Raw genomic sequence first — 21,448 nt, 5'->3', positions numbered from 1 at the left:
TCAACCACCTTTATATCTCCACGTGCGGATGACTTGGCCGAGCATGTCCGGGACGGGAGTGGCTCAGGCCAGGACACAGGGCGGCACCTCCCGCGCTTGGCCCTTTACGGGCCCATGAGCGCCGGCGACTCGCCCGCCGGGACGGACACGTCGACACCGTCAGGGCCCGGGTTGGACCACAGGTTTTCGTCGGACCGGCCCACATCAGGAGTGGGGGAGGCGGTGGCCGTACGGAACGACTTCATCGGGCGGAATCGACGGTGATGAGGGCGCACAGGACGAGACACAGCCCGGCGAGCGCCGCCAGGGCTCATTCGAGAACGGTGAGGATCTGTATCCCGTCGACGATCCCGCCGGACACACGCGCCCGCCCTCGGCCGCCGGGCCGGTCCGAGGCGGCCGACATCGGCCTGCGGGCCGACCCACTGCTCGGCCGTACCTACGTACCCTTTGCGGCGTGGAACCTGATACTCCGCTCTCCCCAGCCGTCCGGCGCGCCATCACGGTCTCCCTCTGCGCAGGTCTGACCCTGGTCTGGCTGTTCGACCTGGTGACCTACTACGACCCGCAGGGCCGCTGGTCGAGCTGGCTGCCCCTGGTCTCCGGACCCCTCGCCGCCGTACTGCTCCTTCCCGGCCGCCGGCCAGGTCCCGAATGGCGTGCCGGCGCGGCCGCACTGGGCTCCTTGGCCCTGACCCTGGGCCTGCGTGCGTATGCCCCGCTCACCAGCGGCTTGTGGGGCCTGCTGGAAACGGTCGCCCTGCTCGTGCTGCTCCCCCGGACCGCGCGGCGGGTGGAGCGCCCGGTCACCGCCGTGACACTGTCGGCGGCGCTGGCTGTCGCGGTGATCGCCCTGCCACTGCGCGGGAGCGTGGAGGGCGACTACTTCGGATACTCCTTCTTCCTGACATTCGCCGTCGGCGCCGCCATGGGCCTCGGCTGTCATCTGCGCCTCCTGGACGCCCGCCGGGCCCGGGCCGTGGCCTCCGTACGCCAGAGCGAGCGCATGGAACTCGCCCGGGACCTGCACGACTTCGTCGCCCACCACGTCACCGGCATCGTCGTGCAGGCCAACGCCGCGCTGATGATCCAGGAGACCTCGCCGGAGCAGATCAAGCCCCTGCTGGAGGGCATCTCCCGAGCCGGAGGGGAGACGCTGGACTCCATGCGCCGCCTGGTGCGGGTGCTGCGCGAGGACGACCACCGCTCCGCCCGCCCGGGTGAGCTACTGACCGAGCTGGACCGCTTGGTCTCCGCATTCGCCGAGAACGGAGCCGCCGCGACGCTGAACGTCGCGCCCGAGGTACGCGGGATCCGGCTGGCTCCCGAAGTGGAGACATCCGTCCACCGCGCGGTGCAGGAGGCGCTGACGAACGTGCGCCGCCACGCCCATGGTGCGGACGTCGTCGTCCGCCTCGAACTGGACTCTCAAGGTCGTCTCCGGGTGGAGGCGCGCAACGCGGCGCCGCAGACGCGTGCCACCGGGCCGATCGGCGGGCGGGGCGGCTTCGGCCTGGTGGGCCTGCGGGAACGCGTGGAGGCAGTGGAGGGATCGCTGACCAGCGGACGGACAGCGGACGGCGGTTGGTGCGTGAGCGCCGACTTCCCCGTCCTGGCAGCTGTGGAAGGATCACGGCATGAGCGGCGGCAGTGATCGCACCAGGCCACGGACACGCGTACTGATCGCGGACGACCAGGAGATGGTTCGTACCGGCTTCCGGCTGATCCTCGGCACCCAGCCCGACCTCGAGGTGATCGGCGAAGCCGCCGACGGCGCCGAGTGCGTCGAACTCGCCCGCAGGATGCGTCCCGACGTGTGTCTCGTCGACATCCGTATGCCCAGACTGGACGGTCTCGAGGTCACCCGGGCCCTGGCCGGGCCAGGTGTCGTCGACCCGATCCGCGTGGTCGTGGTGACCACCTTCGACCAGGACGACTACGCCTACACCGCCCTGCGCAACGGCGCCTGCGGCTTCCTCCTCAAGGACGCCGGCTCCACCCTGCTGATCGAGGCCGTGCGTTCCGCCGCCCGCGGGGATGCACTGGTCTCCCCCGCCGTCACCGTCCGGCTGCTCAGGCACCTCGCCGGTCAGCAGCCGCCGGAAGCGGTCCCGCATCCGCTCTCCGAGCGGGAACTCGACGTCGTACGCCTGGTGGCGGTGGGCCGCACCAACCAGGAGGTCTGCGGCGAGTTGTTCGTGTCCCTGGGCACGGTCAAGACCCACCTGGCCAACATCAAGGACAAGCTCGGCGTGCGCAACCGCGTGGAGATCGCCGCCTGGGCCTGGGACAGCGGGCTCGTACGCGACCGCCAGACGCCGCCCGCCTGATCTGTGGGCCGGCGCGGGGTCGGCCCGCAGGCCGACCCCGGCCGCGCGCTCTCGGCCGGCGGGCCGAAGCTCGGCCACCGTCCGGTGGGCCACTCTCCCGGTGACAGCATCACCGCAGCGAACGCATCGCAGGAGAGAAACATGAAATACCTCGCCGCTTCCGTCGCGACCGCCACCGCCCTGGCCATGGGCGGGCTCGCGTTCTTGGCCGTACCCCGGCTGCTGAGCACGGAATCGACCAGCACCGTCACGTCCACCGGAACCGTGAGCCGTGCGGAGGTCGAGAAGCAGGTCCGCGAGAACTACTCCCTGCCGCTCCAGAGGAATCCGAAAACCGTGAGGTGCGCCGGAGGTCTCAGGGTGCGGCACCCCGACTCGGTCGAGTGCACCGTGACCTCCGAGAACGGGAAGCGACAGCAGATCATGGTGTCCGTGACCAGGGCCAAGGGGAACACGGTCTCGTACGACTACGTGGTGCTGGAGCGTTAGAAGTGGTGTCTGCCCGGCCTCGCCCGGACGCGGACACAGCGCGTCCGGAAGAACCGCCACTACGACGGCACGGCGCAACGGGAACAACCGCAGGAGAAGGCGCACCAAGGCCTCTCTGCGAAGCCCACCAGGATCACGCCACTCCGGAGTCCGCACCACGCGGATCCAACGGCGGCAAGGCATCAGGATTGAGCTCGGCGGGGGCGAGGACCGCGAGCGCCTCCGTGTCCAGTCGCTCCACCAGCTCCCGCGCCCGATAGGCGAGCTTCGCGCCGCTGCCGGTGATGGCCGGCCGCACAGTGCTGCGGTTCGAGGGATGCTCGCGGCGCACCAGAAGACCTCGGTCGATCAGCGCGTTGACGGCGGCACCCACGGACTGGGGAGTGAAGCCGGTCCGACGCGCGATCTCCGCGGCGGAGATGCCCGGCGTCCAGACGACGTGCTGCAGCGCGTTGCGCTGGGCAGCGGTGAGGTCGAGCGAACGCAGCGCTCTCTCCGGACGACAAGGACACCATTCACCGTCTGCTCTACCGTTTGGTAGAGGAACTGAACCCCGACGCCCTCGCCAGTCGATCGTCGAACTAGCCCTGCCTGTCCGGCGGATGCCCTGCGGACGGAGATTCACAGCGGCGGCTCCCGGGCGGCTCGACCACGACATCCCGGTCGCGCAATGCTGTGCCCACGCCCACCGCCACCCTGAACACGACACAAACCTGGACCGAGGGATGGCCGTCGGCGCATCGCGAGTGAAAGGCCGAAACGCCATGAGCCGTGCCGAGACCGGCCTGCCGGCGTACGAACCCACTCGGGGCCGCCCCCGCAGCGAGGCCGTGCAACAGGCCATTCTGGACGGGGTGATCAGGCTCCTGGGGAACGGCGTCACGCTGGCCGATGTCTCCGTCGACCGCATAGCTCGCTCTGCCGGAGTCGGCAAGGCAACCATCTACCGCCGCTGGAGCAACAAGGAGGATCTCTTCGTCGACGTCATGCGCGCCGCCGAGCCGGCCGAGCGCGCACTCCCCGGTACGTCGATGCGGGACAACCTGGTCGCACTGCTGGAGTCGCTGCTCCAACGCAGCCTGCTAAGCCGCTCGTCGGCGCTCCTGCTCAACGCACACGCCCAGATGAGGAGCAGCCCGAAGATCTGGGCCGCCTATCACTCCGGTGTGATCACTCCCCGGCGCGACCTCGGACTGCGGGTCCTGCGCCAGAGCCGGCTGAACGGGGAACTGCGTACGGACGTCGACCTGGAACTGGTCATCGACATGATTGTCGGCCCCCTGCTCATCCGCTCGTTCGCGCGCCGCGACCCCGATCTCCCGGATGGGCTGCCCGAACAGATCGTCGACACCGTCCTCCACGGCCTACGGCCCGTCGGCTCCCCAAGCAGTTGACCAGACAGGCCGCTCACGAGAGTCGACATGTCGCCGCGCTCGACCGCGCAGCGGCCAACCCGATCACGTTCCGCACGTCGTCGAGTACACATGTACGGCCGCGCACGCCCTGCACCCGGTCGGCAGCCGCGAGGCCGGAACCTGGGCCAGCTTCACTACGACACTGCTCCGGCGGCCGACCGGCCGCCGGATCCGAACCGGTACGTCACCCTGGTGGACCGCAACCCCGACCGCTTCCTGGCCTTCGTCGTGCTTCCGCTGCCGCACGTCGAAGCGGCTCTGGCCGAACTCGACCGCGTCCTCGACGCGCCGGGAGTGGTGGGCGTGGCACTGACCGCCGCGGCACCGTGATGTACCTCCACCCTGCCGGCGACGGCATCGCCTCCCCGTGGATCAACGACCATCACCTCACCTGGATGGTCGGCGCGCCCGTGGAGGACACCGTCGTAGCGGCGCAGCTCATCACTCGTGGGTTCGTCACGCGCTACCCGCATGTGCGCATCCTCAACTCCCACTTCGAGGCACCTGAGGCGCCCCTCCCGCCGAGCGAGGCGGCACGCCGGATGTGGTACGACACCGTCGCCCACAGTTCCCAGGCGGCACTGCGGGCCGCCGTTCAGGCGGTCGGCGCGGACCGACTCGTCCTCGGCAGCGACTTCCCGTACCAGGGCGGCGAGCACTACCTCGACACCGTCGCCCATATCGAACGGGCAGGCCTCGGCGCAGCGGAGACGCGGGGCATCCTGGCCGGCAACGCCGAAGCGCTTCTCGGACTGGCCTGACCATTGGGAGGGCACTGACGAGACCACCCGGAGCCGACAGGACAGCGGTGGCCGGATGTCAGGACGGGATGGTGGTGGGCTCGGCGGGCGTCGCCGGGCCCACCAGCATCCCGTAGAGCGGGAATCAGGCGCAGGCAGCATCCGATGGGTGATCCGCTGGAACCGGCAGCAGGTCCCGGTGACCGGTTCACATCGGCAGACAACCGGCGCCCTTGCTCGTCCGGTCCTTGCTCGGCGCCGCCACGAACACGCGCGCAGGGTTGTTCGGCAGGCACCACATCACCTGTGTCGGGGGTTTCTCGCGGAGCCACGACCTGCTCGGCTGCCGCACTTGGCGTCCTGGCAGGGCACCGAATCGGCGGTAGCCCGGTTCGACGTCGGTGCCGGTCACCCAGGGAGAGTCGGGTTGCGTCCTGGGAAGTGGTTCTACGGGTGCTCGCAGCGCGGCCTCCAGCACGTACGTACAGCACAGCCCTGCCGCGGCGGCTCCTGGCTGCACACGGCTTCTGATTCGAACGCTTTACGGCTTCCTCTCGCTGTTCCGAGGTGACTCCGCGCGGCCGGGACGCGCTCGTACGTCGGGTCAGGGGTTGACCACGGTCATCCACATCGGGTCGTCGGCACGTTGCTCTGTGGCGTCCATGGCCTTGAGCGCTTCGGTGAGCGGAAACCGATGGGTGATGAGCTCGTCGACGGTGAGGGTGCCCGTCTCGAGCAGACGCAGGACATCCGCCGTGTCCTGGCGGGTGCACGCGCGAGTGGTGACGAAGCGCCAGCAATGCATCATCAGGGCGATGGGGGGCAAGGACAGCGGGGTGGAGTTGCCGCCCATGTGCACGAGTGTCCCGCCGGTCGCCATGCCGGCCATGGTCTGGCCGAGGGCGGGACCCTCCGGGATGAAGTCGATGACGGCGTGGGCTCCCTCGGGTGCCAGCCGGCGCAGCCGGCGGGTGAGAGTGCCGTCGGTCGACCAGTTCTCGGGGAGTTCGTCGAGTGCGACGACGCCGGCCGGTATGCCGCCGGCGAGCCCGGCGACGCGGTGGAGACGCTCGGTGTCGCGGCCGACGAGGATCAGACGGGCGACTCCGAAGTGCTCCGCGAGTTTGACTGTCGCGGTTCCCATGGTGCCGGTCGCGGCGGTCACCACGAGGGTGGCCCGTTCCGGAAGTTCGGCGCACTTGAGTGCGCGTACGGCGTTGGCCAGATCCTGGACCTTGGCCGCGACGTCGAAGCTGACGGAGTCCAGCAGGGAATCGATCAGCCAGTGCGGGACGCGGATGTACTCCGCGAGTCCACCGTCGTGGTACTGCTCGTACAGTGGCATCGGAGCATTGCCGAAGGCGGCGTGGCCGAGCATGGCCTGCTGGTCGCACATCATGTCCCGGTCGGTACGGCAGTAGTCGCACTCACGGCAGTTCAGCAGGGGGTGGACCCGCACCCGGTCGCCGACCGCGTGGCCGGTGACGTCGCGGCCGACGGCGGAGACGACGCCTGCGGCCTCGTGGCCGAGGGTGGTGGGCAGGTGCTTGACAGCCCCCATCTGGAGCAGACGCATGATGCCCGGCGCCAGGCCGGCGGAGACGACCTTCACGACCACGTCGAGCGGACCTGGCTCGGGGACGGGTATCTCGTCCAGGGCGAGTGCTTCGGCGCCTTGGTGCGCTCGCAGGGCAAGCATCGTGGCCATCAGTGGACCTCCACGGTGAGGCTCGGAAGTTGTTCGGGGGTGTAGATGTTCGCCGTCCGCGCGGTCTCGGCGACCTGGTGCAGTTCCTGGTGCGAGAGGAGACTGACGTAGTCACCGGGCTCGGTCACCACGCTGGCGTGGGAGATGCCGAGCGGGATACGCACGAAGTCGCCCGGCTCGAGGTGGAGGATGCCGCGCTGGGTGATCAGCGTGCGGTGACCGTGGGCCTGGTACTGGATCTCGTCGCCGTCGAGGGTGCGCCGGTAGCGGCGCTGTCCGCCAGGGGTGGTGGTGACCATGCCGAGGCGGATGCGATCGGTCGTGTACAGCCAGGTGACGTCCTGACCGGGATCGGCCCGGAGCACCGCCATCCGCTGGTCCTCCTGGTGCACCTGCTCAAGCAGGAGCTGTTCGTCGACCCCGAAGACGGTGACGTCGTGGCCGACCGCGGCCATGCACTGGGTAATCGCCTCGTTGGCCTCGCCAGGCTGCCAGCCGGGAAAGGGCGGGAACACGGCCCCGGACTCCCGCTGGGCCGGCGCCAGCTCGGTGACCGCTGCGGGGATGTAGAACAGCAGGTGGCTGTCCTCGCGGCCGTAGTTGTCGTGGGCAACGCCGCGCGGGATACGGGAGAACTCGCCTGGCCCGAACTCGATCACACCGAGCTCGGACATCAGCGTCCGCTCGCCGCCGATCTGGTAGGAGATCTCGTCGACGTCGCAGTTGCGGTGGTAGAACGGCTGCCGGCCGTCCATCTTCTGCCACTCGACACGGATCTCGTCGTTCTCGTAGACATCGCGCGGCCGGGCGAATGCCTCTGGCTCGTACTGCTGCGGGTAGTGCACCACAGTCAGCGGCGGGTGCTCCTGCCACAGTTTGACGGGCACCTTCGGGGGATGCGGCGGCGAGAGAAGCAGGTGCTCGTCGCGGACGACACTGCGCAACGGCTGGTCGGAGCCCAGGACCATGACATCTTCAACGACACTCACGGGGACCTCCTTGTCCTTGGGTGAATGATCGGATCGACCCGGGTGAGGGGGGGAATGTGTGCCGCGGCCTGTTGCCCGAAGCGCACGGCGGTGCTCACCTCTTTCGGCCCCAGTACATCTCGATGCCCTTCCATTCCATGATCTGAGGGCTGTCGACCTTGTCCCCGAACGCCTCGCGGATCTCTTCTCCGGAGTAGTAGGGGATGTCGTCCACCGGGACGTGCCCGAAGAGTTTGTCGAACCACTGTCGAAGGTGAACGTCGGAGTCGACCCGGGAGTAGAACGTCGCTCCCTTCAGGACCGCTTCGGCCAGCACGATGCGTCGGCCGGGCTTCATCACCCGCAGCAGGTCCGCGGCCGTCTCGGCCCAGTCGTCACAGTGCTGTGTCGCCTGCAGCACGGCGACGCAGTCGTATGCCTCGTCGTCCACCGAGTCCGTGTACGACCAGCGCCAGCAGCCGACCTGGCCGTTCCGGCCGGGAATCTTGCCCAGGACTGCGTTTCGCCCGTCCCTGATGATCTCCACGGTGTCGATGACGCCCTCCGGTCCCACCAGGGCTTGCATGTCCTCGACCCACCCGGCGGGCGCGATGCCCTCACCGATGAGCAGCACCCGATCTCCGGCACGGAGTTCGAGGAGACCGTAGACGATTTCGGAGATCGGCCGGGCCAGCTCCTGCCAGATGTACGGCAGGCCACCGGCGATGCCCATGGTCATTTCCCACTTCACCCGCTGCTCGATGTCGTGGACCTCCGGACCGAAACGCTCCTCGTCCCACGGCTGGATGTACCCCCACGGGTCTCCGCCGCCGAAGCTGTTCTTGGCTTCTTTACTCATGTCGTCATGTCCTCCGTAGGCTGCCGGAATCGTGTGGTGAGGGCGCCGTTCCTCCGGCTGGAACGCCGCCCCGACGCGCCCTGTCGATCAGGCGCAGGTGTTGACAAGGGTGTCGATGCCTTCGATCTCGGTGCCGGACCGCAGGAAGAATCCCTGCCTGTGGCCGACGCCGGCCGGGGTCCCGGTGCTGATCACGTCGCCGGGTTCAAGGGTCGTCCGCCGGGACGGACAGGAGACCGGCGCTGGAATCGTGAGGGCCTCCTTGCCCGTCGAACGGTGGGGTGCAGCGGCCTTCAGGCGCGGCGCGTGATGCGCCGCCTGCCCCCGGTACGGCGGAACTGGCGGGTGGTGTTGAGGACACGGTCCAGGGCGTGGGGCCCGCCGTCCTGAGCGCTGGTCACCTCATTGGCGAGTACGCGGAAGGCCTGGCTCGGCGCGTCGGCCTCCCGCGCCCGGAGGAAGTCGAGAATCTCGCTCCGCCCACGGAAGACCTGGCTGTGTGCCTCGAACTCGACATCGTCTGCGAACTCGTCGATCCCGGCAGCGGCCCGGGCTCTGTCGATGTAGTCGATGGCATCCGCCAACCAGAGCCAGGCAGCGGCTCCCGTCATCTTCCTGATCAACAGGAGTCACCATGACGTTCCCTGTCTCTTGAACCAGAGACGAGCGTAGCACCGCATACGATCGACCAAAAGTCTTGTATTTTTCCAGGTCTTCCATACATCGACCTGCACGTGCGACTCTGACCCAGGTTCAAGAGGTGGAACCATGAGAGGTCCGACCCTTGCTCAGGAAGGCAGATCTTCTATGTACGACCAGCACGAGAAAACCGGATCTCGGCGCATCCTGGTCGTGGGAGCGGGGCCTGTGGGCCTCGCCCTCGCGACCGAGTTGGGGTGGCGCGGTGTACCGGTCACCGTGATCGATCAGGGCGACGGCCGCGTGCCCTTTCCCGCAGGCGAGGCCATCTTTTCGCGCACCATGGAACACCTGCGCCGCTGGGGCTGCGCGGAAGAGGCACGCACGGAGTCGGCACCGCCCCCGGACTACCCGCACCGCACGGTGTTCGCGACCTCCGCCACGGGGCACGTGCTCACCGACTTCGACTACGGGGTCACCAACCGGTCTTCGGGCGTGTACGCCCCCCTGACGCCGGAGGGTCCAGCGTTCCTGTCCAAGTTCTCCTTCGTGCCGTTGCTCGCACGCACGGCCAGTGAGCTGCCAGGGGTCGAGATCCTGTACGGCACCCGCCTGGAGACGATGGAACAGGACTCCGAGGGTGTCCTGGCCGTGGTGCGCGACCTGGCGAGCGGTGCCACCGAGACGCTGACCGGCACGTACCTGGTGGCCTGCGACGGAGGCCGCAGCGACATACGTCGGGCGCTCGATATCCCGTTCGAGGGCATGTTCGCCCAGGGTCACAACTTCGCTGTGCACTTCCGTGCGCCGCAGCTGCTGGACCTGCTGCGGGAGCGACTGGGCGGTCCCGCGGTACAGATCCACACACTGTCGTCGGCGCGCAGGCCGTACATCACGGTCGTCAACGGCGTGGACGAATGGCGGCTCTCGGTCTACCTCGACGAAGAGCCCGACCCCGCTGACGCGGTCACCTGGATACGGGAGGCCGTCGGTGCGCCGATCGACGTGGAGATCCTCGCGGCGCAGCCCTGGAGCGGCCACTGCGTCGTGGCCCGCACCTACCGTGAGGGCCGGGTGTTCCTCGCGGGCGACGCGGCGCATCTGCTGTGGCCGAAGGGGGGCTTCGGCGCCAACACCGGGATCGGTGACGCCGTGGACCTCGGCTGGAAGCTCGCCGCGACCCTCCAGGGATGGGGAGCCCCGGCGCTCCTGGACAGCTACGAACAGGAGCGGCGGCCGATCGCCGTCCGCAACGTCACGGAAGCCTCCAGCAACTGGAGGGCCGACGCGCAGCTCGTCCCCGACCCAGTGCTCGACCACACGGACGAGGAAGGCGAACGGATCCGACGTGAGATGGGCGAAAAGATCCGCGGGTCTCGGGCCAAGGAGTTCCGCTGCACGGGCGTCCAGCTCGGATACCGGTACAGCGGCTCCCCGATCTGCGTACCGGACGGCAGTCCGGAACCGCCCGACGAGCCGGACGAGTACGTACCGTCGACTTGGCCCGGCTGCCGCGCACCGCACGTCTGGCTGCCCGACGGCAGCTCGGTGCTCGACCACTTCGGGCGCGGGTTCACGCTCGTGGTCTCGGGTTCCGCGGACCCGGTGCCTCTGGTGGAGGCCGCGCGCGGGTGTCGTGTGCCGTTGACGGTGCTGCGCCTCGCCGACCCTGCCGCCGCGGAACTGTACGAGCGGCCGCTGGTGCTCGTCCGCCCGGACGGTCACGTCGGCTGGCGAGGCCGGCAGGCTCCGGCGGATCCTGTCGCCGTGCTCGACATACTGCGCGGTGCGACGGTCCCGCCTCCGGACGCGAAAGCGCCCGGAGCGGCGCGGACGGTATCAGCGGGAGTCGGGCCTCACCTCGTCTGAGGTACCGCGTTCAGCGCTTCCGCCCCTTGGCCGCTGAACTCCTGGCCACGACTGACTCCAACAGAAACCGGATCATCTCGTGGGCCGGCCTGTTCCAGTCATTGGGCACGTGCGCCCCTTCGAAGACGGCGACCGCGACATCGCGGACGAGCTCGGCATCGATGCCAGGGGCGTCGTCGAGGCCGCGCTCAGCCATGAACTCGTCGACCAGTCCGACGATCCAGTTCATGAAGGTGCTGTGGGCCTCGCGAACTGCCTCCGAGTGGGGAAGCCGGTCGTGCATGGCCTGGTGCAGCGGCCGGGAGTAGCGCATGTCGGACAGCCCGCGCACCAGGCGGCTCAGTGGGTCGGAACCGGCCTGCTCCTCGTTGAGGATGCGGATCTCGCGACTGAGCATGCGGTTGATGACGGCGGCGAAGATGTGGTCCTTGGAGTCGAAGTACCAGTAGACGTTGCCCCGGGCCACGCCTGCGGCGGAACTGATGTCCGCCATCGTGGTCTTGGCGTAGCCCTTCGAGAGAAAGAGCTCGGTGGCCGCGGCTAGCAGATCACCCGTGCGCTCCTCCCGGGGGATCTGCTGGCGGTTGCGCGGCATCCCGACTCCTCCCATGAGTTCACCAGATCTCACGTGAGTGTAGACACCCGGCAGGCCGCGCCCTGCTCAGGAGGAAGGAGTGCCGTAACCACCGGCCCCCGGTGAGGAGTTCCGGGAGTCCTTTGCCGAGGAAGACGCCGACGGAACTGTTCCGGACCCGCGGCTGTACCGGCACGGCGATGGCGGACACCAGCGCGGCAGCGGGTGGCGCCCGAGACGGTGTCAACTGGTTCCACTCGTCGAAGGACGGCATGTTCACAGCGCCGGTGGACCGGACAGTCGGCCGATACCGGACCGTCCAATGAGCCCGCACCCCATCACCCTCGACGTGACAAGCTCCAGGATCACAGGCGGCCGCCGCTCGTCGATTCAGTCCGCGGTGGGCCGGGCGAGGCCCTGGTCGTAGGCGAAGATCACGGCCTGGATGCGGTCGCGGGCTCCGATCTTGGCCAGGACACGGCCAACGTGTGTCTTGACCGTGGACTCGGACAGGACGAGCCGTGCGGCGATCTCCCCGTTGGTCCAGCCTTTGCCGACGGCCACGAGAATCTGACGCTCACGGTCGGTCAGGGAGGTGAGCCTCGGGTCCTCGGAGGGGTCGGTTCTGTGGGAGGGGGCGTACTGGGCGAACTCGTCAAGGAGGCGGCGGGTGAGTGCGGGCGCGATGACGGCGTCGCCGGAGACGACCGCGCGGATGCCCGCGAGAAGTTCTTCGGGGCGGGCGTCCTTGAGGAGGAAGCCGCTGGCTCCTGCGCGGATAGCGGCGTGGACGTACTCGTCGAGGTCGAAGGTGGTGAGCACGAGGACGCGCGAGCGGCCACCTGCGGCGACGATGCGGCGGGTGGCCTCGATGCCGTCCATGCCGGGCATGCGGACGTCCATCAGGACGACGTCCGGGTGTAGTTCGGCAGCCTTGCGGACGGCCTCGGCGCCGTGGGCGGCCTCGCCGACGACGTCGGTCTCGGGGACGGAGTCCAGGAGCAGGTGGAATCCGTAGCGTTGCAGCGGCTGGTCGTCCACGATGAGCACGGTGGTCACCGGGCACCGCCCTGGGGTGCGAGGTGCCGCCATACAAGGCCGCTCTCTCTCATGCCCACCAGGCCATGTCCTTCCTCGTTCGGCGGTCCGGACGGTGTGGCCGGGCCGGCGTCCTGGACCCTGATGGTCAGCCGACTGTCCTCGACGAGGATCGCCAGGTATACCCGGGTTTCGGGGTCGGAGTGCTTGAGACCGACCTGACATTGCCGCCGGGTCGTCGAACACACGATGTGCGTCACGGTCCGTGGCGAGGGCTGCGCGAGGGATCGCGGATCGAGACTCATGGGCCGCATCGGCGGCGTGGCCGGTCGTGTGCGGCGCTCCTGGCGATCGAGCAGCCGTCCGCGATCTTCCGTGGCGAGCAGGAGAAGCCGTGCCAACAGGCTGTGGACAGGATGGTTGTCGACGACTGAGGTCGCCCGGTGGTCACCGGCACCGCGCCGGACGGTGTTCGGGAACCTCGGGTCGGCCGACAAGTCGGCAGGCCGCGTGCCTACCGCTTCCTGCTGACGCGCCCGTCATCACGACGATGCCCGTGACGATTCTCCCTGAGGCGTTTCGACAGCCCTCGGACGTCAGGAGAGGTCGGCGAGGTCTTCTTCGGTGAGGGTGATCCCGGCGACGGCCATGTTGTCCGCCAAGTGCGAGAGGGAGCCCGTGCCGGGGATGGCCAGGGTCACCGGGGAGGAGGCCAGCAGCCAGGCCAGGCCGATCTGCGACACGGCGGCGCCGTGCCGGGCCGCGACCTTGGCCAGTCGCTCGTCGTCGAGTTCCCTGCCGCCGCCCATCGGGTAGAAGGGCACGAACGCGATGTCGGCCTCCTCGCAGACGGCCAACAGTTCCACGTCGTCGCGCTTGGCGGCGTGGAACTGGTTCTGCACCGCTACGACCGGGGCGATCGCGCGGGCCTCCGCGAGATGGGCGGTGTCGACGTTGCTGAGGCCGAGATGACGGATCAGGCCCTCCTCCCGCAGCGCCGCGAGCGCCTCGAAGCGCTCGGCGAGCGACTCTCCGTGCGGGGGCTCCATCCGACCGATGCGCAGGTAGACCAGATCGAGGCGGTTCACGCCCAGGCTATCGAGGTTGGACTGCACCAAGCCGCGCAGGTCGGCCGGGGTGGCGGCCTGACGGAAGCCGTCGGGGCGGCGGACGGGTCCCACCTTGGTGGCGATGACCAGGTTGGACGCGTAGGGATGGAGGGCCTCGCGGATCAGGGTGTTCGCGCGAACCGCACCACTGGCGCTGACGTAGAAGTCGGCGGTGTCGATGTGGTTGACGCCCAGTTCCACGGCGCGGCGCAGTACGGCATGGCCGGTCTCGGGGTCGCGGGCAGGCCCACCCATGCCCTCCTTGGACGGGAGGCGCATGGCACCGAAGCCGAGCCGGTTGACGGCCAGGTCGCCGCCGAGGCGGAATTCATTGCTCATGGGCCCAGCCTGCACGGCCCGCAACCTGCTGACGAGGCTGTGGCACCTTGCTGCCAGAGGCACAATGAACGCATGCCACAGCACATGGCTCTCAAAGGTGATCTTGAGCTCCGCGCGCGGATCAAGCCCTTGGTGGAGTTGTTCGACGCGGAGTGGGTCAGCGCCGCACGCGACCTCGACACCTGGCCCCACGCCCGCGACTCCGCCCGCCTGCGGATCCGACGTGACGGAGCACGCCAGGCCCGCAAGCTGTACAGCCCCGCCGTGCTCGCCGACGAGCGCGACCGGGAGGTACTGCGCGAGATGACCGCCCACGGCATGCAGGTGAGGATCACCGCCACCCCCCTCCCCCAGGGGACGGTGTTCATCGACCGGCGAACCATGTTCCTCACCGACCCCACACCCTCAGCCTCGGCCGCTCACGGTCCCCGTCACCGTACGTACACGATGAGCGTCGAACCCGCCCTGGTCAGCGGGGCGTACGCGCTGTTCGAAGCCGCATGGGAGACGGCCACCGATCTGGCGGCTTTCCTCGACGCCGACCGGCCCCGGATCGACGCGCAAACCCGCGAAGTGCTGTACGCACTGGGTGCGGGAATGACCGACGTGACTGCCTCACGCGAACTTGGCATGTCGCTGCGCACCTACCGTCGAAGAGTCGCCGAACTCCTTGTCGCCCTGGGCGCGGACTCACGCTTCCAGGCCGGAATGCGCGCGGGCCAGTTGGGCCTGACCCGCGGGTGAGCAGACCTTCGCCCAAGCCGAAACGAGTCAGGTGTCGAGGTTCGGGGCGTAGCGGTGGTGGTCCCGCCTGACCGGAGCAGGTGCCGCCTTGGGCCCGGCGTCCTCCGGTGTCCTGTCCGGCGCCCCATCACCATCACCAGGCCGACCGCGTGCCCGGCACCTTCCACATCCTTCGGTGATGGTCGCCGGGGTGGAGCCACCAGGCGACCCGGTTGCCCATCCCGGCCCCGGTGGGCGCGGTCGCCGGAGCGCCATCCGGGCGGAACCGCCCCTTCGTGATGCCCTCCACGGGGCACGAGCGCCGGATGCGGAATCACCGAGGTGAAGCTCACCCCTGCTCATCGCCGACGCCAGGTGCTTCTCGGCGGCCGTTGCACCGACCGCGTCGTCGGCCGCTACACCCTGGCCTGCCTGACCGATGCAGGGCCGGCGAAGCCCGAGGTCTGCGGCCCGGGTCATGTCACCGCGGTCCGCCGCCTCATCTTCGACAGCCTCTCCCCCTTGCAGGTGCGTCAGAAGGCCGAGATCGCGAGACGCATCGCACAGGCGACGAGCAGCGCCGAGTCCCTCTGAGCCCGAGGCCGTGACATCCCGGTTCCGACACAAGGCGGCATCACTTCACGTGTGAAGTCAATCACTTCAGGCATCAGTTGCATCGTGAAGTGACGCCGGATATAACTTCACGCATGAAGTGATGCCGGGAGGCGGGGCGCCCACTCCATCGCCCGTTGTCCGGGCCAGGCATCCATGATCACCGGCAGCAACCCGCCCGTCGACGCAGGCAGGACGCCCAGGAAACCCACCCCGAGATTCGCGAGAATTTTCCGTACAGAGATTGAGGGAGCAGAACCATGGCAGAAGAATCCGGCACCAGCCAGGCCACGAGGCGCGGAGTGCTCGGGATGGCGGGGGCGGTAGCGGGCGGAGTGGCCTTGAGCCAGATGCTCGCCGACAGCGCCTCGGCCGCCACCGGCAGCAGTGGATCGATCACGACGCGGACGATCAGCCTGGCCCAGGCCCAGCGGCTCATCGAGGCCGCCGTCCGCTACGTGCGGGACCACTCCCTTCCACCCATGTTCGTGCTCGTTGTGGACTCCGCCGGCGAAACCAAGGCATCGCTTCGCATGGACAACAACAGCTCGGCGGCGGTCATGTTGGTACCGGCGAAAGCACACACCGCGCGCAGCTTCCGGACCGCCACAGCCGACCTGGCCACCAACATCAAGGACCCAGGCCAGATCGCCTCCTTCGTCGCCAGCGGTTGCAGCCTGCTGCCCGGCGGTCGGCCGATCTTCGAGAACGGCCAGTTCATCGGTGCCCTCGGGGCCGGCGGAGGCACCCCGGCCCAGGACGACGAGGTCGCGCGAGCCGCGATGGGCGCACTCTGACTCTCGTCCGCCCATCGCCGGGTAGTGGTCGGGGAGACCTGGAAGCGGTCCCTAGTCCGGACCCGCCTCAGCGGCCAGTCGTCCTCGACCGAACAGCGCGCCAGGCAGAGGCCTCCGGCCTCGGCAGACGTGCCTGACTGAAAACCACGAGCGTCTTCCGGTTCGGTGCAGACATCGCGATCCACACCGAACCGGAAGACGCTCACCCGTTCAAGATCCCTCGGCAGACCTGGCGCATCCGTCCACAACCTCCCCGGACGGAACACCTGGACGAGTAGTTCCTATGCGACTGAGTGGTTGTCATCGATCCGTGGCTCGGTTGATCGAGAGGAAGTGTGCTGATGTCCGCACCGCTCACGCCTGCGGGAACGGGTGCTGACAGGGTGCCCCGGCTGGAGGACGATCCCAGCATCGTCAAGTTCGCCGAACCGTCGAACCGCCCATCAACATCACCGGCATGCGTCGATCGCTCGCCGGCCTCAGGGGCCTGGATCGAGAGTGCGCCGATGTCGTCGGACTGGAGGAGACCGACGACCTCGCCTCACTCTCGGCGTAGAGCCGGACGGCATCCAAACGACCGTCGCCACGGAAGAACGGGCGGCGGAGATCGGCGCCAGGACCAAACCGCCGCCACAACACGACCGCGCACGAAATTCTCTTGGAGCTGGTCGAAATCGCTTCTTTGCGCGCCGTTCGACATCCCATCGCGGCCACATGTCCACTCGACCGCGTCGCCGACGCCTTGGCGGCACTGGAACAGCGGCACACCCGAGGCGAAATCGTTCTGAGCCCTTACAGGAACCAAGAGCGGACCGGGGTGGCGGGAACAATTACTTACCCCGCGAGTCGTACCCAGGGGAAAGATTCCTCCCCCCATCAAGAGTAGACATGCCCTGAGCTTCGGCAGACCATGATCGGAGGTCCGCCCGACCGCGGCCCGAGTACACAGAAGGGGCACGCACCATGGTCGAAAATGTTTCGTTCAGGAATAAGGCAGTAGAGATTGCGGGACATCTCCATCTGCCGGAAAACTTCAGCGAAGACAAGAAATATCCGGCACTCGTCGGCATTCATCCGGCCGGAGGCGTAAAGGAACAGACCATCGGCCACTACGCCAAGCGGCTCGCTGAGCACGGATTCGTCACCGTCGTCTACGACTCCTCATACCAGGGAGCGAGCGGTGGCGAACCTCGCCTCCTGGAAGACCCGACGACCCGGGTGGAAGACGCTCGCTGTGCAGCCGACTTCCTCACCACGCTTCCGTTCGTCGACTCCGAGCGCATGGGGGTCTTCGGCATTTGCGCCGGCGGCGGCTACGCGATCAGCGTGGCTCAGACGGAACGTCGCTTCAAGGCAGTGGCTACGGTCAGCGCAGCTCCGATGGGCGAAGGCTCCAGGGGCTTCCTGGGGCATCTGTCCCCCGTGGCCGAGCAGATCGGAACGCTGGAGATGGTCGCCCAGCAGCGCACGGCGGAAGCAAGAGGAGCAAAGCCTCTCTACGCCCCGTTCGTCCCGGAAACGCTGGAGGAGATCAACGAGAGCACGCCGGACCTCCTGCGCGAGGGGTACGACTACTACAGGACGCCGCGAGGTGAGCATCCCCGTTCGAAGGGCCGTTTCCTGCTGACCAGCATGGACAAGATGTTCGCCTTTTCGGCGTTCGACCAGATCCCGGAGCTGCTTACCCAGCCGATGCTCCTCATTGCAGGGAGCAGGGCGGACACAAAGATATTCAGCGACCAGGCCTACGAGCTCTCCAAGGGGCCGAAGGAGTTGTTCGTCGTCGAAGGCGCAACACATATCGCGATGTACGACGTGCCTGAGTACGTGGACCAGGCGATCCCCAAGATGGTGGAATTCTTCGCCGTCCTCTAGTGGCCCACAACGCCTCAGCCGAGTATGGACAGAAACCGCGTCTCCGACGACCAGCGAACGCAAACTGTAACTGTCGTACCACGCGGGTTCGGGACGGGCCACTCTGCGGGTTCCGGCCGTCGGACGGATTCGCATACCGGGAGATCGGTAGGCAGGGGAAAATTTCTTACCCCTCACAGCGCGCTCTTCCGGTGCAATGCTCGGTCACACACCGCGCAAAGACTTTCCAGGAGCCCGATCATCATGCCCACTTCCGGCCGCACCACGATCGCCATTGCCTTTCATTCGGGCTACGGCCCCACTGCCGTCGTCGCCGAGGCCGTGGCACGTGGCGCGGCCGGAGGCGGCGCCGACGTGGTCGTGATCTCCGTGGACACCGTCACCGATGAGCAGTGGACGCAGCTGGACCCCGCTGACGCGATCATCTTCGGTGCCGCGACGTACATGGGCACCGCATCCGCGGCGTTGCACGCGTTCGCCGAGGCCAGCAGCAAGCGCTGGTTCTCGCACGCCTGGGCGGACAAGCTTGCCGCGGGCTTCACCAACTCCGGTGCCAAGAGCGGTGACAAATCGTCAACCCTGAACTTCTTCGCCACGTTGGCCGCTGAGCACGGCATGCACTGGATCAGCCTGGGTCTGATTCCGGGCTGGGATTCCACCAAGGGCAGCGAGGACGACATCAACCGGCTGGGCTTCTTCATGGGCGCCGGCGCCCAGAGCCCCACCGATGCCGGCCCGGAAGCCGTCCACCGGTCGGACCTCGCCACCGCGGAGCACCTGGGCGCGCGCGTCGCACACCAGGCATCGGTCCTCCGGGCCGGGCGGACCGCGCTCGCCGCCTGATCACCTGGCCTTCCTTCCTGTTTCCGATCGACCAACCCACACCCCTCGCAAGGAGCAACCCATGTCCGACTCTCCGAACCTCGCCCTCATCCGCCGGGTATACGAATCCCGAATGGCGCCCGAGGTCACCTCGGAGGTCATTGCCCCTGACCTCGTCTGGGACATCACTCCGGGCTTCCCGAACAGCGGCGTCTACCACGGCTGGGACAGCGTGGCGAAGGACTTCTTCGGCACACCGATGCCGAACCTCGTCTCCTTGGGCGCAGTGCCCGAGGAGTTCTACGCGGACGACGAGGGCCATGTCTTCGTGTTTGGGCACTACCACGCCGAGACGAAGACCGGGAACGCGGTCGACGTCCGGTTCATCCACTTCTGGACCGTCCGTGACGGCAAGGCCGTCAGCATGCGGCAGGCCGCCGACAGCCACGTCATCCAGGAAGCCCTCAAGGGCTGAGACCACCCCCCCTCAAGGAGATCCCCCCCATGGCGAAGATCCTCTTCGTGATCACCGCGTCCGACCACTGGACGCTGGCCGACGGAACCCGGCAGCCGGCCGGTTTCTGGGCCGAGGAAGCAATCGGTCCCTACCAGGTCTTCAAGGAGGCCGGATTCGAGATCGCGGCGGCGACGCCCGGCGGTGGTCCGCCCACGGCGGACGCGCTCAGCCTCACCGCGGACTTCAACGGCGGCGAGGAAGGCGCGCAGCGTATGCGCACCGCCCTCCGGGAGGCGACCGAGCTGACGCACCCGATGCGCATCGAGGACGTCGACATCGACGACTACGCGGCCGTGTTCTACCCCGGCGGCTGGGGCCCGATGGAAGACCTGCCCGATGACGCCGCCTCCGGCAAGCTGCTCGCCGACTGGCTCGCCTCGGGCAAGCCGGTGTCCCTGGTGTGCCACGGCCCCGCGGCGCTACTGGCCACCATCGGCCCGGACGGGACATCCCCGTTCACCGGCTACCGTCTGACCGGCCTCTCCAACGCCGAGGAGAAGCAGAACGGTCTCGCGGACCGCGCGAAGTGGCTGCTGCAGGACCGCCTCGTCAACGAACTCGGCGCGGACTATCGCGAGACCGAGCCGTTCGCCCCGCACGTCGAGGTGGACCGCACCCTGTTCACCGGCCAGAACCCGGGCTCCGCGGTAGCCCTGGCCCAGGAACTGCTCAAGGCACTGTGAGCTGACACCAGGGCCATGTGCTCACTCGGCGGCCCGGTACGCACTCCGGGCCGCCGAGTCCCGATCTACCGAATCCCGATCTGTCTTTTGCATGCAGGTCAGAGTCGATATTATTCTCACATATAGGTAAAGCCCAACGTGGGCAGGATCTCTCCCCCTTACAGAGCCGGGCTTTTGTGCGAGGCTGCAATTCATGAAGCGCAACCCTCATCTGAACGAGTTGGGTGAGTTCCTCAAGGCCCGCCGTGCCGAGCTCAGTCCTTCCGAGGTCGGACTCCGAGCCGGGGAACGACGGCGTGTGAGCGGTCTGCGCCGAGAGGAGGTGGCCCTTCTCGCCGCGATCAGTACCGAGTACTACACGCGCATCGAGCAGGGCCGTCTCCAGGCATCGGCTCCCCTGCTCGACGAAATCGCCAAGACGCTCCGCCTGAACGACGATCAGCGCACCTACCTCTTCGACCTCGCGGCGAAAGAGAGAGTGCGCCCGTCCACGTCGCGCGAGCGCCAGCAGGTGGATACGCAGCTGCAGCGCATGCTGGACGATCTCACCGCTTCCCCGGCCTTCGTCATCGGCCGGCGCACCGACATCCTGGGCTGGAACCAGCTCGCCGCCGCCCTGTGGACCGATTTCGGGCGCTACCCGGAGGAGGAGCGCGTCTTCGTCCGGCTGCTGTTCACCGAACCCTGGATGCGCGAGCTGTACGCCGACTGGGAAGAGGTCACCCGGCTGGCCATCGCCCAGCTGCGCATGGAGAGCGCGCGCTACCCCGCCGACCAGCCCCTCACCGCTCTGGTCGAGGAGCTCTCCGCCCGTGACACACAGTTCCGGCAGTGGTGGACCGAACACGACGTCGCGATGCGCGGCAAGGGCATCAAGAAGCTTCATCACCCGGTGGTGGGTGAGCTGACACTCGACTGGAACACGCTCACCTGCGGCACGGACCCCGACCAGCACATCATCGTGTGGAACGCCGAACCCGGTACTCCGTCCCACGACGGACTGCGCCTCCTGGCCTCCTGGGCCGCGGACCAGAAGCCGACGGCGTCCGACCCCGCCATCTGAGCCCTCTCGCGCTTACGCCCGCAGGGGGCGAAATTCTTCCCCCCGGCCAGGGCTGCACCGGCCAACAGGAGTCGCCCCTCGGCGACACCATCGGCTCGGCCGCCGCGAGAGTGCTGTGGGCGTCGGGCTGCTGGACGGCCGTACCCATTGCCGGCGTGGTCCTCAGTTGCTCAGTCCTCCCCGTCCGAGCGCTCGGACGCCGGGCCCGCTCGTTCCGCCTCAGGATGATCCTGCCTCAGGCCTCAGGCCGCCCCACGTACTTGCTCCGGTCAGTGGGGG

26 protein-coding genes and 1 pseudogene are annotated in these 21,448 nt (G+C 68.1%); 16 read left to right on the top strand and 11 right to left on the bottom strand.

The window, feature by feature from the left end; all coding sequences use genetic code 11:
• Positions 1 to 104: 104 nt before the first annotated feature.
• A complete protein-coding gene (locus tag ACFYXF_RS30435) occupies positions 105 to 245 on the bottom strand; it encodes a hypothetical protein (protein WP_389354334.1) in 141 nt (46 codons plus the stop codon).
• A gap of 212 nt (positions 246 to 457) precedes the next feature.
• Here ACFYXF_RS30435 and ACFYXF_RS30430 point away from each other — a divergent pair, with 212 nt between their 5' ends.
• The 3 genes from ACFYXF_RS30430 (at position 458) to ACFYXF_RS30420 (ending at position 2,819) form a co-directional block, all read left to right on the top strand.
• Positions 458 to 1,654: a sensor histidine kinase gene (locus ACFYXF_RS30430; RefSeq protein WP_389354332.1), complete on the top strand. Its 1,197-nt coding sequence runs from the start codon at positions 458 to 460 to the stop codon at positions 1,652 to 1,654.
• A complete protein-coding gene (locus ACFYXF_RS30425; RefSeq protein ID WP_389354331.1) occupies positions 1,638 to 2,330 on the top strand; it encodes a response regulator in 693 nt (230 codons plus the stop codon). The genes ACFYXF_RS30430 and ACFYXF_RS30425 overlap by 17 nt, the downstream gene beginning before the upstream one ends.
• Before the next feature lie 141 nt (positions 2,331 to 2,471).
• A complete protein-coding gene (locus tag ACFYXF_RS30420; protein ID WP_389354329.1) occupies positions 2,472 to 2,819 on the top strand; it encodes a DUF4333 domain-containing protein in 348 nt (115 codons plus the stop codon).
• A gap of 133 nt (positions 2,820 to 2,952) precedes the next feature.
• On the opposite strand, the gene ACFYXF_RS30415 is transcribed toward ACFYXF_RS30420, so the two are convergent.
• Entirely contained in the window at positions 2,953 to 3,477 is a 525-nt protein-coding gene (locus tag ACFYXF_RS30415; RefSeq protein ID WP_389354328.1) for a MarR family winged helix-turn-helix transcriptional regulator, read from the bottom strand.
• A gap of 106 nt (positions 3,478 to 3,583) precedes the next feature.
• Here ACFYXF_RS30415 and ACFYXF_RS30410 point away from each other — a divergent pair, with 106 nt between their 5' ends.
• From ACFYXF_RS30410 to ACFYXF_RS30400, 3 genes are read left to right on the top strand one after another with little or no spacing between them, the layout of a single operon-like run.
• Positions 3,584 to 4,213: a TetR/AcrR family transcriptional regulator gene (locus tag ACFYXF_RS30410; RefSeq protein WP_389354326.1), complete on the top strand. Its 630-nt coding sequence runs from the start codon at positions 3,584 to 3,586 to the stop codon at positions 4,211 to 4,213.
• A 27-nt stretch (positions 4,214 to 4,240) separates the two neighbouring features.
• The gene (locus ACFYXF_RS30405; RefSeq protein ID WP_389354324.1) at positions 4,241 to 4,564 is read left to right on the top strand and encodes an amidohydrolase family protein; all 324 of its coding nucleotides are present in this window, start codon (positions 4,241 to 4,243) and stop codon (positions 4,562 to 4,564) included.
• Complete coding sequence (locus ACFYXF_RS30400; RefSeq protein WP_389354322.1) at positions 4,564 to 4,995, top strand: amidohydrolase family protein; 432 nt, start codon at positions 4,564 to 4,566, stop codon at positions 4,993 to 4,995. Before ACFYXF_RS30405 ends, ACFYXF_RS30400 begins: the two co-directional genes overlap by 1 nt.
• Before the next feature lie 187 nt (positions 4,996 to 5,182).
• Here the strand turns inward: ACFYXF_RS30400 and ACFYXF_RS30395 are convergent, their stop codons facing one another.
• From ACFYXF_RS30395 to ACFYXF_RS30370, 6 genes are all read right to left on the bottom strand, one after another.
• Positions 5,183 to 5,386, bottom strand: coding sequence for a hypothetical protein (locus ACFYXF_RS30395; protein ID WP_389354320.1), 204 nt, complete (start codon positions 5,384 to 5,386; stop codon positions 5,183 to 5,185).
• A gap of 192 nt (positions 5,387 to 5,578) precedes the next feature.
• Positions 5,579 to 6,682: an alcohol dehydrogenase catalytic domain-containing protein gene (locus ACFYXF_RS30390; RefSeq protein WP_389354318.1), complete on the bottom strand. Its 1,104-nt coding sequence runs from the start codon at positions 6,680 to 6,682 to the stop codon at positions 5,579 to 5,581.
• Entirely contained in the window at positions 6,682 to 7,671 is a 990-nt protein-coding gene (locus tag ACFYXF_RS30385) for a hypothetical protein (RefSeq protein ID WP_389354317.1), read from the bottom strand. The genes ACFYXF_RS30390 and ACFYXF_RS30385 overlap by 1 nt, the downstream gene beginning before the upstream one ends.
• Before the next feature lie 94 nt (positions 7,672 to 7,765).
• Entirely contained in the window at positions 7,766 to 8,509 is a 744-nt protein-coding gene (locus ACFYXF_RS30380) for a hypothetical protein (protein WP_389354315.1), read from the bottom strand.
• Positions 8,510 to 8,596: 87 nt separating this feature from the next.
• A complete protein-coding gene (locus ACFYXF_RS30375) occupies positions 8,597 to 8,758 on the bottom strand; it encodes a fumarylacetoacetate hydrolase family protein (protein WP_389354565.1) in 162 nt (53 codons plus the stop codon).
• 44 nt (positions 8,759 to 8,802) lie between these two features.
• On the bottom strand, positions 8,803 to 9,120 hold the full coding sequence (locus ACFYXF_RS30370) for a hypothetical protein (protein WP_389354313.1): 318 nt from the start codon (positions 9,118 to 9,120) through the stop codon (positions 8,803 to 8,805).
• Between the two features lie 157 nt (positions 9,121 to 9,277).
• On the opposite strand from ACFYXF_RS30370, the gene ACFYXF_RS30365 reads away from it, so the two are divergent.
• Entirely contained in the window at positions 9,278 to 11,017 is a 1,740-nt protein-coding gene (locus ACFYXF_RS30365) for an FAD-dependent monooxygenase (protein ID WP_389354311.1), read from the top strand.
• 10 nt (positions 11,018 to 11,027) lie between these two features.
• Here the strand turns inward: ACFYXF_RS30365 and ACFYXF_RS30360 are convergent, their stop codons facing one another.
• The 3 genes from ACFYXF_RS30360 to ACFYXF_RS30350 all read right to left on the bottom strand — a co-directional run bounded on the left by ACFYXF_RS30360 (position 11,028) and on the right by ACFYXF_RS30350 (position 14,077).
• Positions 11,028 to 11,612, bottom strand: a complete 585-nt coding sequence (locus ACFYXF_RS30360) for a TetR/AcrR family transcriptional regulator (RefSeq protein WP_389354309.1) — start codon at positions 11,610 to 11,612, stop codon at positions 11,028 to 11,030.
• A gap of 369 nt (positions 11,613 to 11,981) precedes the next feature.
• Positions 11,982 to 12,650, bottom strand: coding sequence for a response regulator (locus tag ACFYXF_RS30355; RefSeq protein ID WP_389354307.1), 669 nt, complete (start codon positions 12,648 to 12,650; stop codon positions 11,982 to 11,984).
• A 575-nt stretch (positions 12,651 to 13,225) separates the two neighbouring features.
• On the bottom strand, positions 13,226 to 14,077 hold the full coding sequence (locus ACFYXF_RS30350) for an aldo/keto reductase (RefSeq protein ID WP_389354306.1): 852 nt from the start codon (positions 14,075 to 14,077) through the stop codon (positions 13,226 to 13,228).
• A gap of 72 nt (positions 14,078 to 14,149) precedes the next feature.
• Here ACFYXF_RS30350 and ACFYXF_RS30345 point away from each other — a divergent pair, with 72 nt between their 5' ends.
• From ACFYXF_RS30345 to ACFYXF_RS30305, 9 genes and pseudogenes are all read left to right on the top strand, one after another.
• Complete coding sequence (locus ACFYXF_RS30345; RefSeq protein WP_389354305.1) at positions 14,150 to 14,821, top strand: DNA-binding response regulator; 672 nt, start codon at positions 14,150 to 14,152, stop codon at positions 14,819 to 14,821.
• 321 nt (positions 14,822 to 15,142) lie between these two features.
• A complete protein-coding gene (locus tag ACFYXF_RS30340; RefSeq protein WP_389354303.1) occupies positions 15,143 to 15,394 on the top strand; it encodes a hypothetical protein in 252 nt (83 codons plus the stop codon).
• Positions 15,395 to 15,672: 278 nt separating this feature from the next.
• A complete protein-coding gene (locus ACFYXF_RS30335) occupies positions 15,673 to 16,209 on the top strand; it encodes a heme-binding protein (RefSeq protein ID WP_389354301.1) in 537 nt (178 codons plus the stop codon).
• A 592-nt stretch (positions 16,210 to 16,801) separates the two neighbouring features.
• Positions 16,802 to 17,095, top strand: a pseudogene (locus ACFYXF_RS30330) (zinc-binding dehydrogenase); the annotation flags it as partial.
• 77 nt (positions 17,096 to 17,172) lie between these two features.
• Positions 17,173 to 18,084 carry an alpha/beta hydrolase gene (locus tag ACFYXF_RS30325; protein ID WP_389354299.1) on the top strand — a complete coding sequence of 304 codons (912 nt, stop codon included), beginning with the start codon at positions 17,173 to 17,175 and terminating at the stop codon, positions 18,082 to 18,084.
• 243 nt (positions 18,085 to 18,327) lie between these two features.
• A complete protein-coding gene (locus ACFYXF_RS30320) occupies positions 18,328 to 18,927 on the top strand; it encodes a flavodoxin family protein (RefSeq protein WP_389354297.1) in 600 nt (199 codons plus the stop codon).
• Positions 18,928 to 18,988: 61 nt separating this feature from the next.
• On the top strand, positions 18,989 to 19,381 hold the full coding sequence (locus tag ACFYXF_RS30315) for a nuclear transport factor 2 family protein (protein WP_389354295.1): 393 nt from the start codon (positions 18,989 to 18,991) through the stop codon (positions 19,379 to 19,381).
• 29 nt (positions 19,382 to 19,410) lie between these two features.
• The gene (locus tag ACFYXF_RS30310) at positions 19,411 to 20,106 is read left to right on the top strand and encodes a type 1 glutamine amidotransferase domain-containing protein (protein ID WP_389354293.1); all 696 of its coding nucleotides are present in this window, start codon (positions 19,411 to 19,413) and stop codon (positions 20,104 to 20,106) included.
• A gap of 193 nt (positions 20,107 to 20,299) precedes the next feature.
• Complete coding sequence (locus ACFYXF_RS30305) at positions 20,300 to 21,169, top strand: helix-turn-helix domain-containing protein (RefSeq protein WP_389354292.1); 870 nt, start codon at positions 20,300 to 20,302, stop codon at positions 21,167 to 21,169.
• Positions 21,170 to 21,448 lie beyond the last annotated feature (279 nt).

The organism is Streptomyces sp. NPDC002680, from assembly GCF_042889145.1.
Lineage (GTDB): Bacteria > Actinomycetota > Actinomycetes > Streptomycetales > Streptomycetaceae > Streptomyces > Streptomyces adonidis.
This window is presented reverse-complemented; position numbering and strand designations above follow the sequence as displayed.

Excerpts from the sequence above, each read along its gene's own strand:
- ACFYXF_RS30415 (WP_389354328.1), bottom strand. The coding sequence starts at position 3,477 with ATGTCGTGGTCGAGCCGCCCGGGAGCCGCCGCTGTGAATCTCCGTCCG.
- ACFYXF_RS30345 (WP_389354305.1), top strand. The coding sequence starts at position 14,150 with ATGCCACAGCACATGGCTCTCAAAGGTGATCTTGAGCTCCGCGCGCGG.
- ACFYXF_RS30380 (WP_389354315.1), bottom strand. The coding sequence starts at position 8,509 with ATGAGTAAAGAAGCCAAGAACAGCTTCGGCGGCGGAGACCCGTGGGGG.
- ACFYXF_RS30390 (WP_389354318.1), bottom strand. The coding sequence starts at position 6,682 with ATGGCCACGATGCTTGCCCTGCGAGCGCACCAAGGCGCCGAAGCACTC.
- ACFYXF_RS30405 (WP_389354324.1), top strand. The coding sequence starts at position 4,241 with ATGTCGCCGCGCTCGACCGCGCAGCGGCCAACCCGATCACGTTCCGCA.
- ACFYXF_RS30425 (WP_389354331.1), top strand. The coding sequence starts at position 1,638 with ATGAGCGGCGGCAGTGATCGCACCAGGCCACGGACACGCGTACTGATC.
- ACFYXF_RS30320 (WP_389354297.1), top strand. The coding sequence starts at position 18,328 with ATGCCCACTTCCGGCCGCACCACGATCGCCATTGCCTTTCATTCGGGC.
- ACFYXF_RS30350 (WP_389354306.1), bottom strand. The coding sequence starts at position 14,077 with ATGAGCAATGAATTCCGCCTCGGCGGCGACCTGGCCGTCAACCGGCTC.
- ACFYXF_RS30310 (WP_389354293.1), top strand. The coding sequence starts at position 19,411 with ATGGCGAAGATCCTCTTCGTGATCACCGCGTCCGACCACTGGACGCTG.
- ACFYXF_RS30325 (WP_389354299.1), top strand. The coding sequence starts at position 17,173 with ATGGTCGAAAATGTTTCGTTCAGGAATAAGGCAGTAGAGATTGCGGGA.
- ACFYXF_RS30410 (WP_389354326.1), top strand. The coding sequence starts at position 3,584 with ATGAGCCGTGCCGAGACCGGCCTGCCGGCGTACGAACCCACTCGGGGC.
- ACFYXF_RS30420 (WP_389354329.1), top strand. The coding sequence starts at position 2,472 with ATGAAATACCTCGCCGCTTCCGTCGCGACCGCCACCGCCCTGGCCATG.
- ACFYXF_RS30305 (WP_389354292.1), top strand. The coding sequence starts at position 20,300 with ATGAAGCGCAACCCTCATCTGAACGAGTTGGGTGAGTTCCTCAAGGCC.
- ACFYXF_RS30370 (WP_389354313.1), bottom strand. The coding sequence starts at position 9,120 with ATGACGGGAGCCGCTGCCTGGCTCTGGTTGGCGGATGCCATCGACTAC.
- ACFYXF_RS30400 (WP_389354322.1), top strand. The coding sequence starts at position 4,564 with ATGTACCTCCACCCTGCCGGCGACGGCATCGCCTCCCCGTGGATCAAC.
- ACFYXF_RS30360 (WP_389354309.1), bottom strand. The coding sequence starts at position 11,612 with ATGCCGCGCAACCGCCAGCAGATCCCCCGGGAGGAGCGCACGGGTGAT.
- ACFYXF_RS30435 (WP_389354334.1), bottom strand. The coding sequence starts at position 245 with ATGAAGTCGTTCCGTACGGCCACCGCCTCCCCCACTCCTGATGTGGGC.
- ACFYXF_RS30365 (WP_389354311.1), top strand. The coding sequence starts at position 9,278 with ATGAGAGGTCCGACCCTTGCTCAGGAAGGCAGATCTTCTATGTACGAC.
- ACFYXF_RS30335 (WP_389354301.1), top strand. The coding sequence starts at position 15,673 with ATGGCAGAAGAATCCGGCACCAGCCAGGCCACGAGGCGCGGAGTGCTC.
- ACFYXF_RS30315 (WP_389354295.1), top strand. The coding sequence starts at position 18,989 with ATGTCCGACTCTCCGAACCTCGCCCTCATCCGCCGGGTATACGAATCC.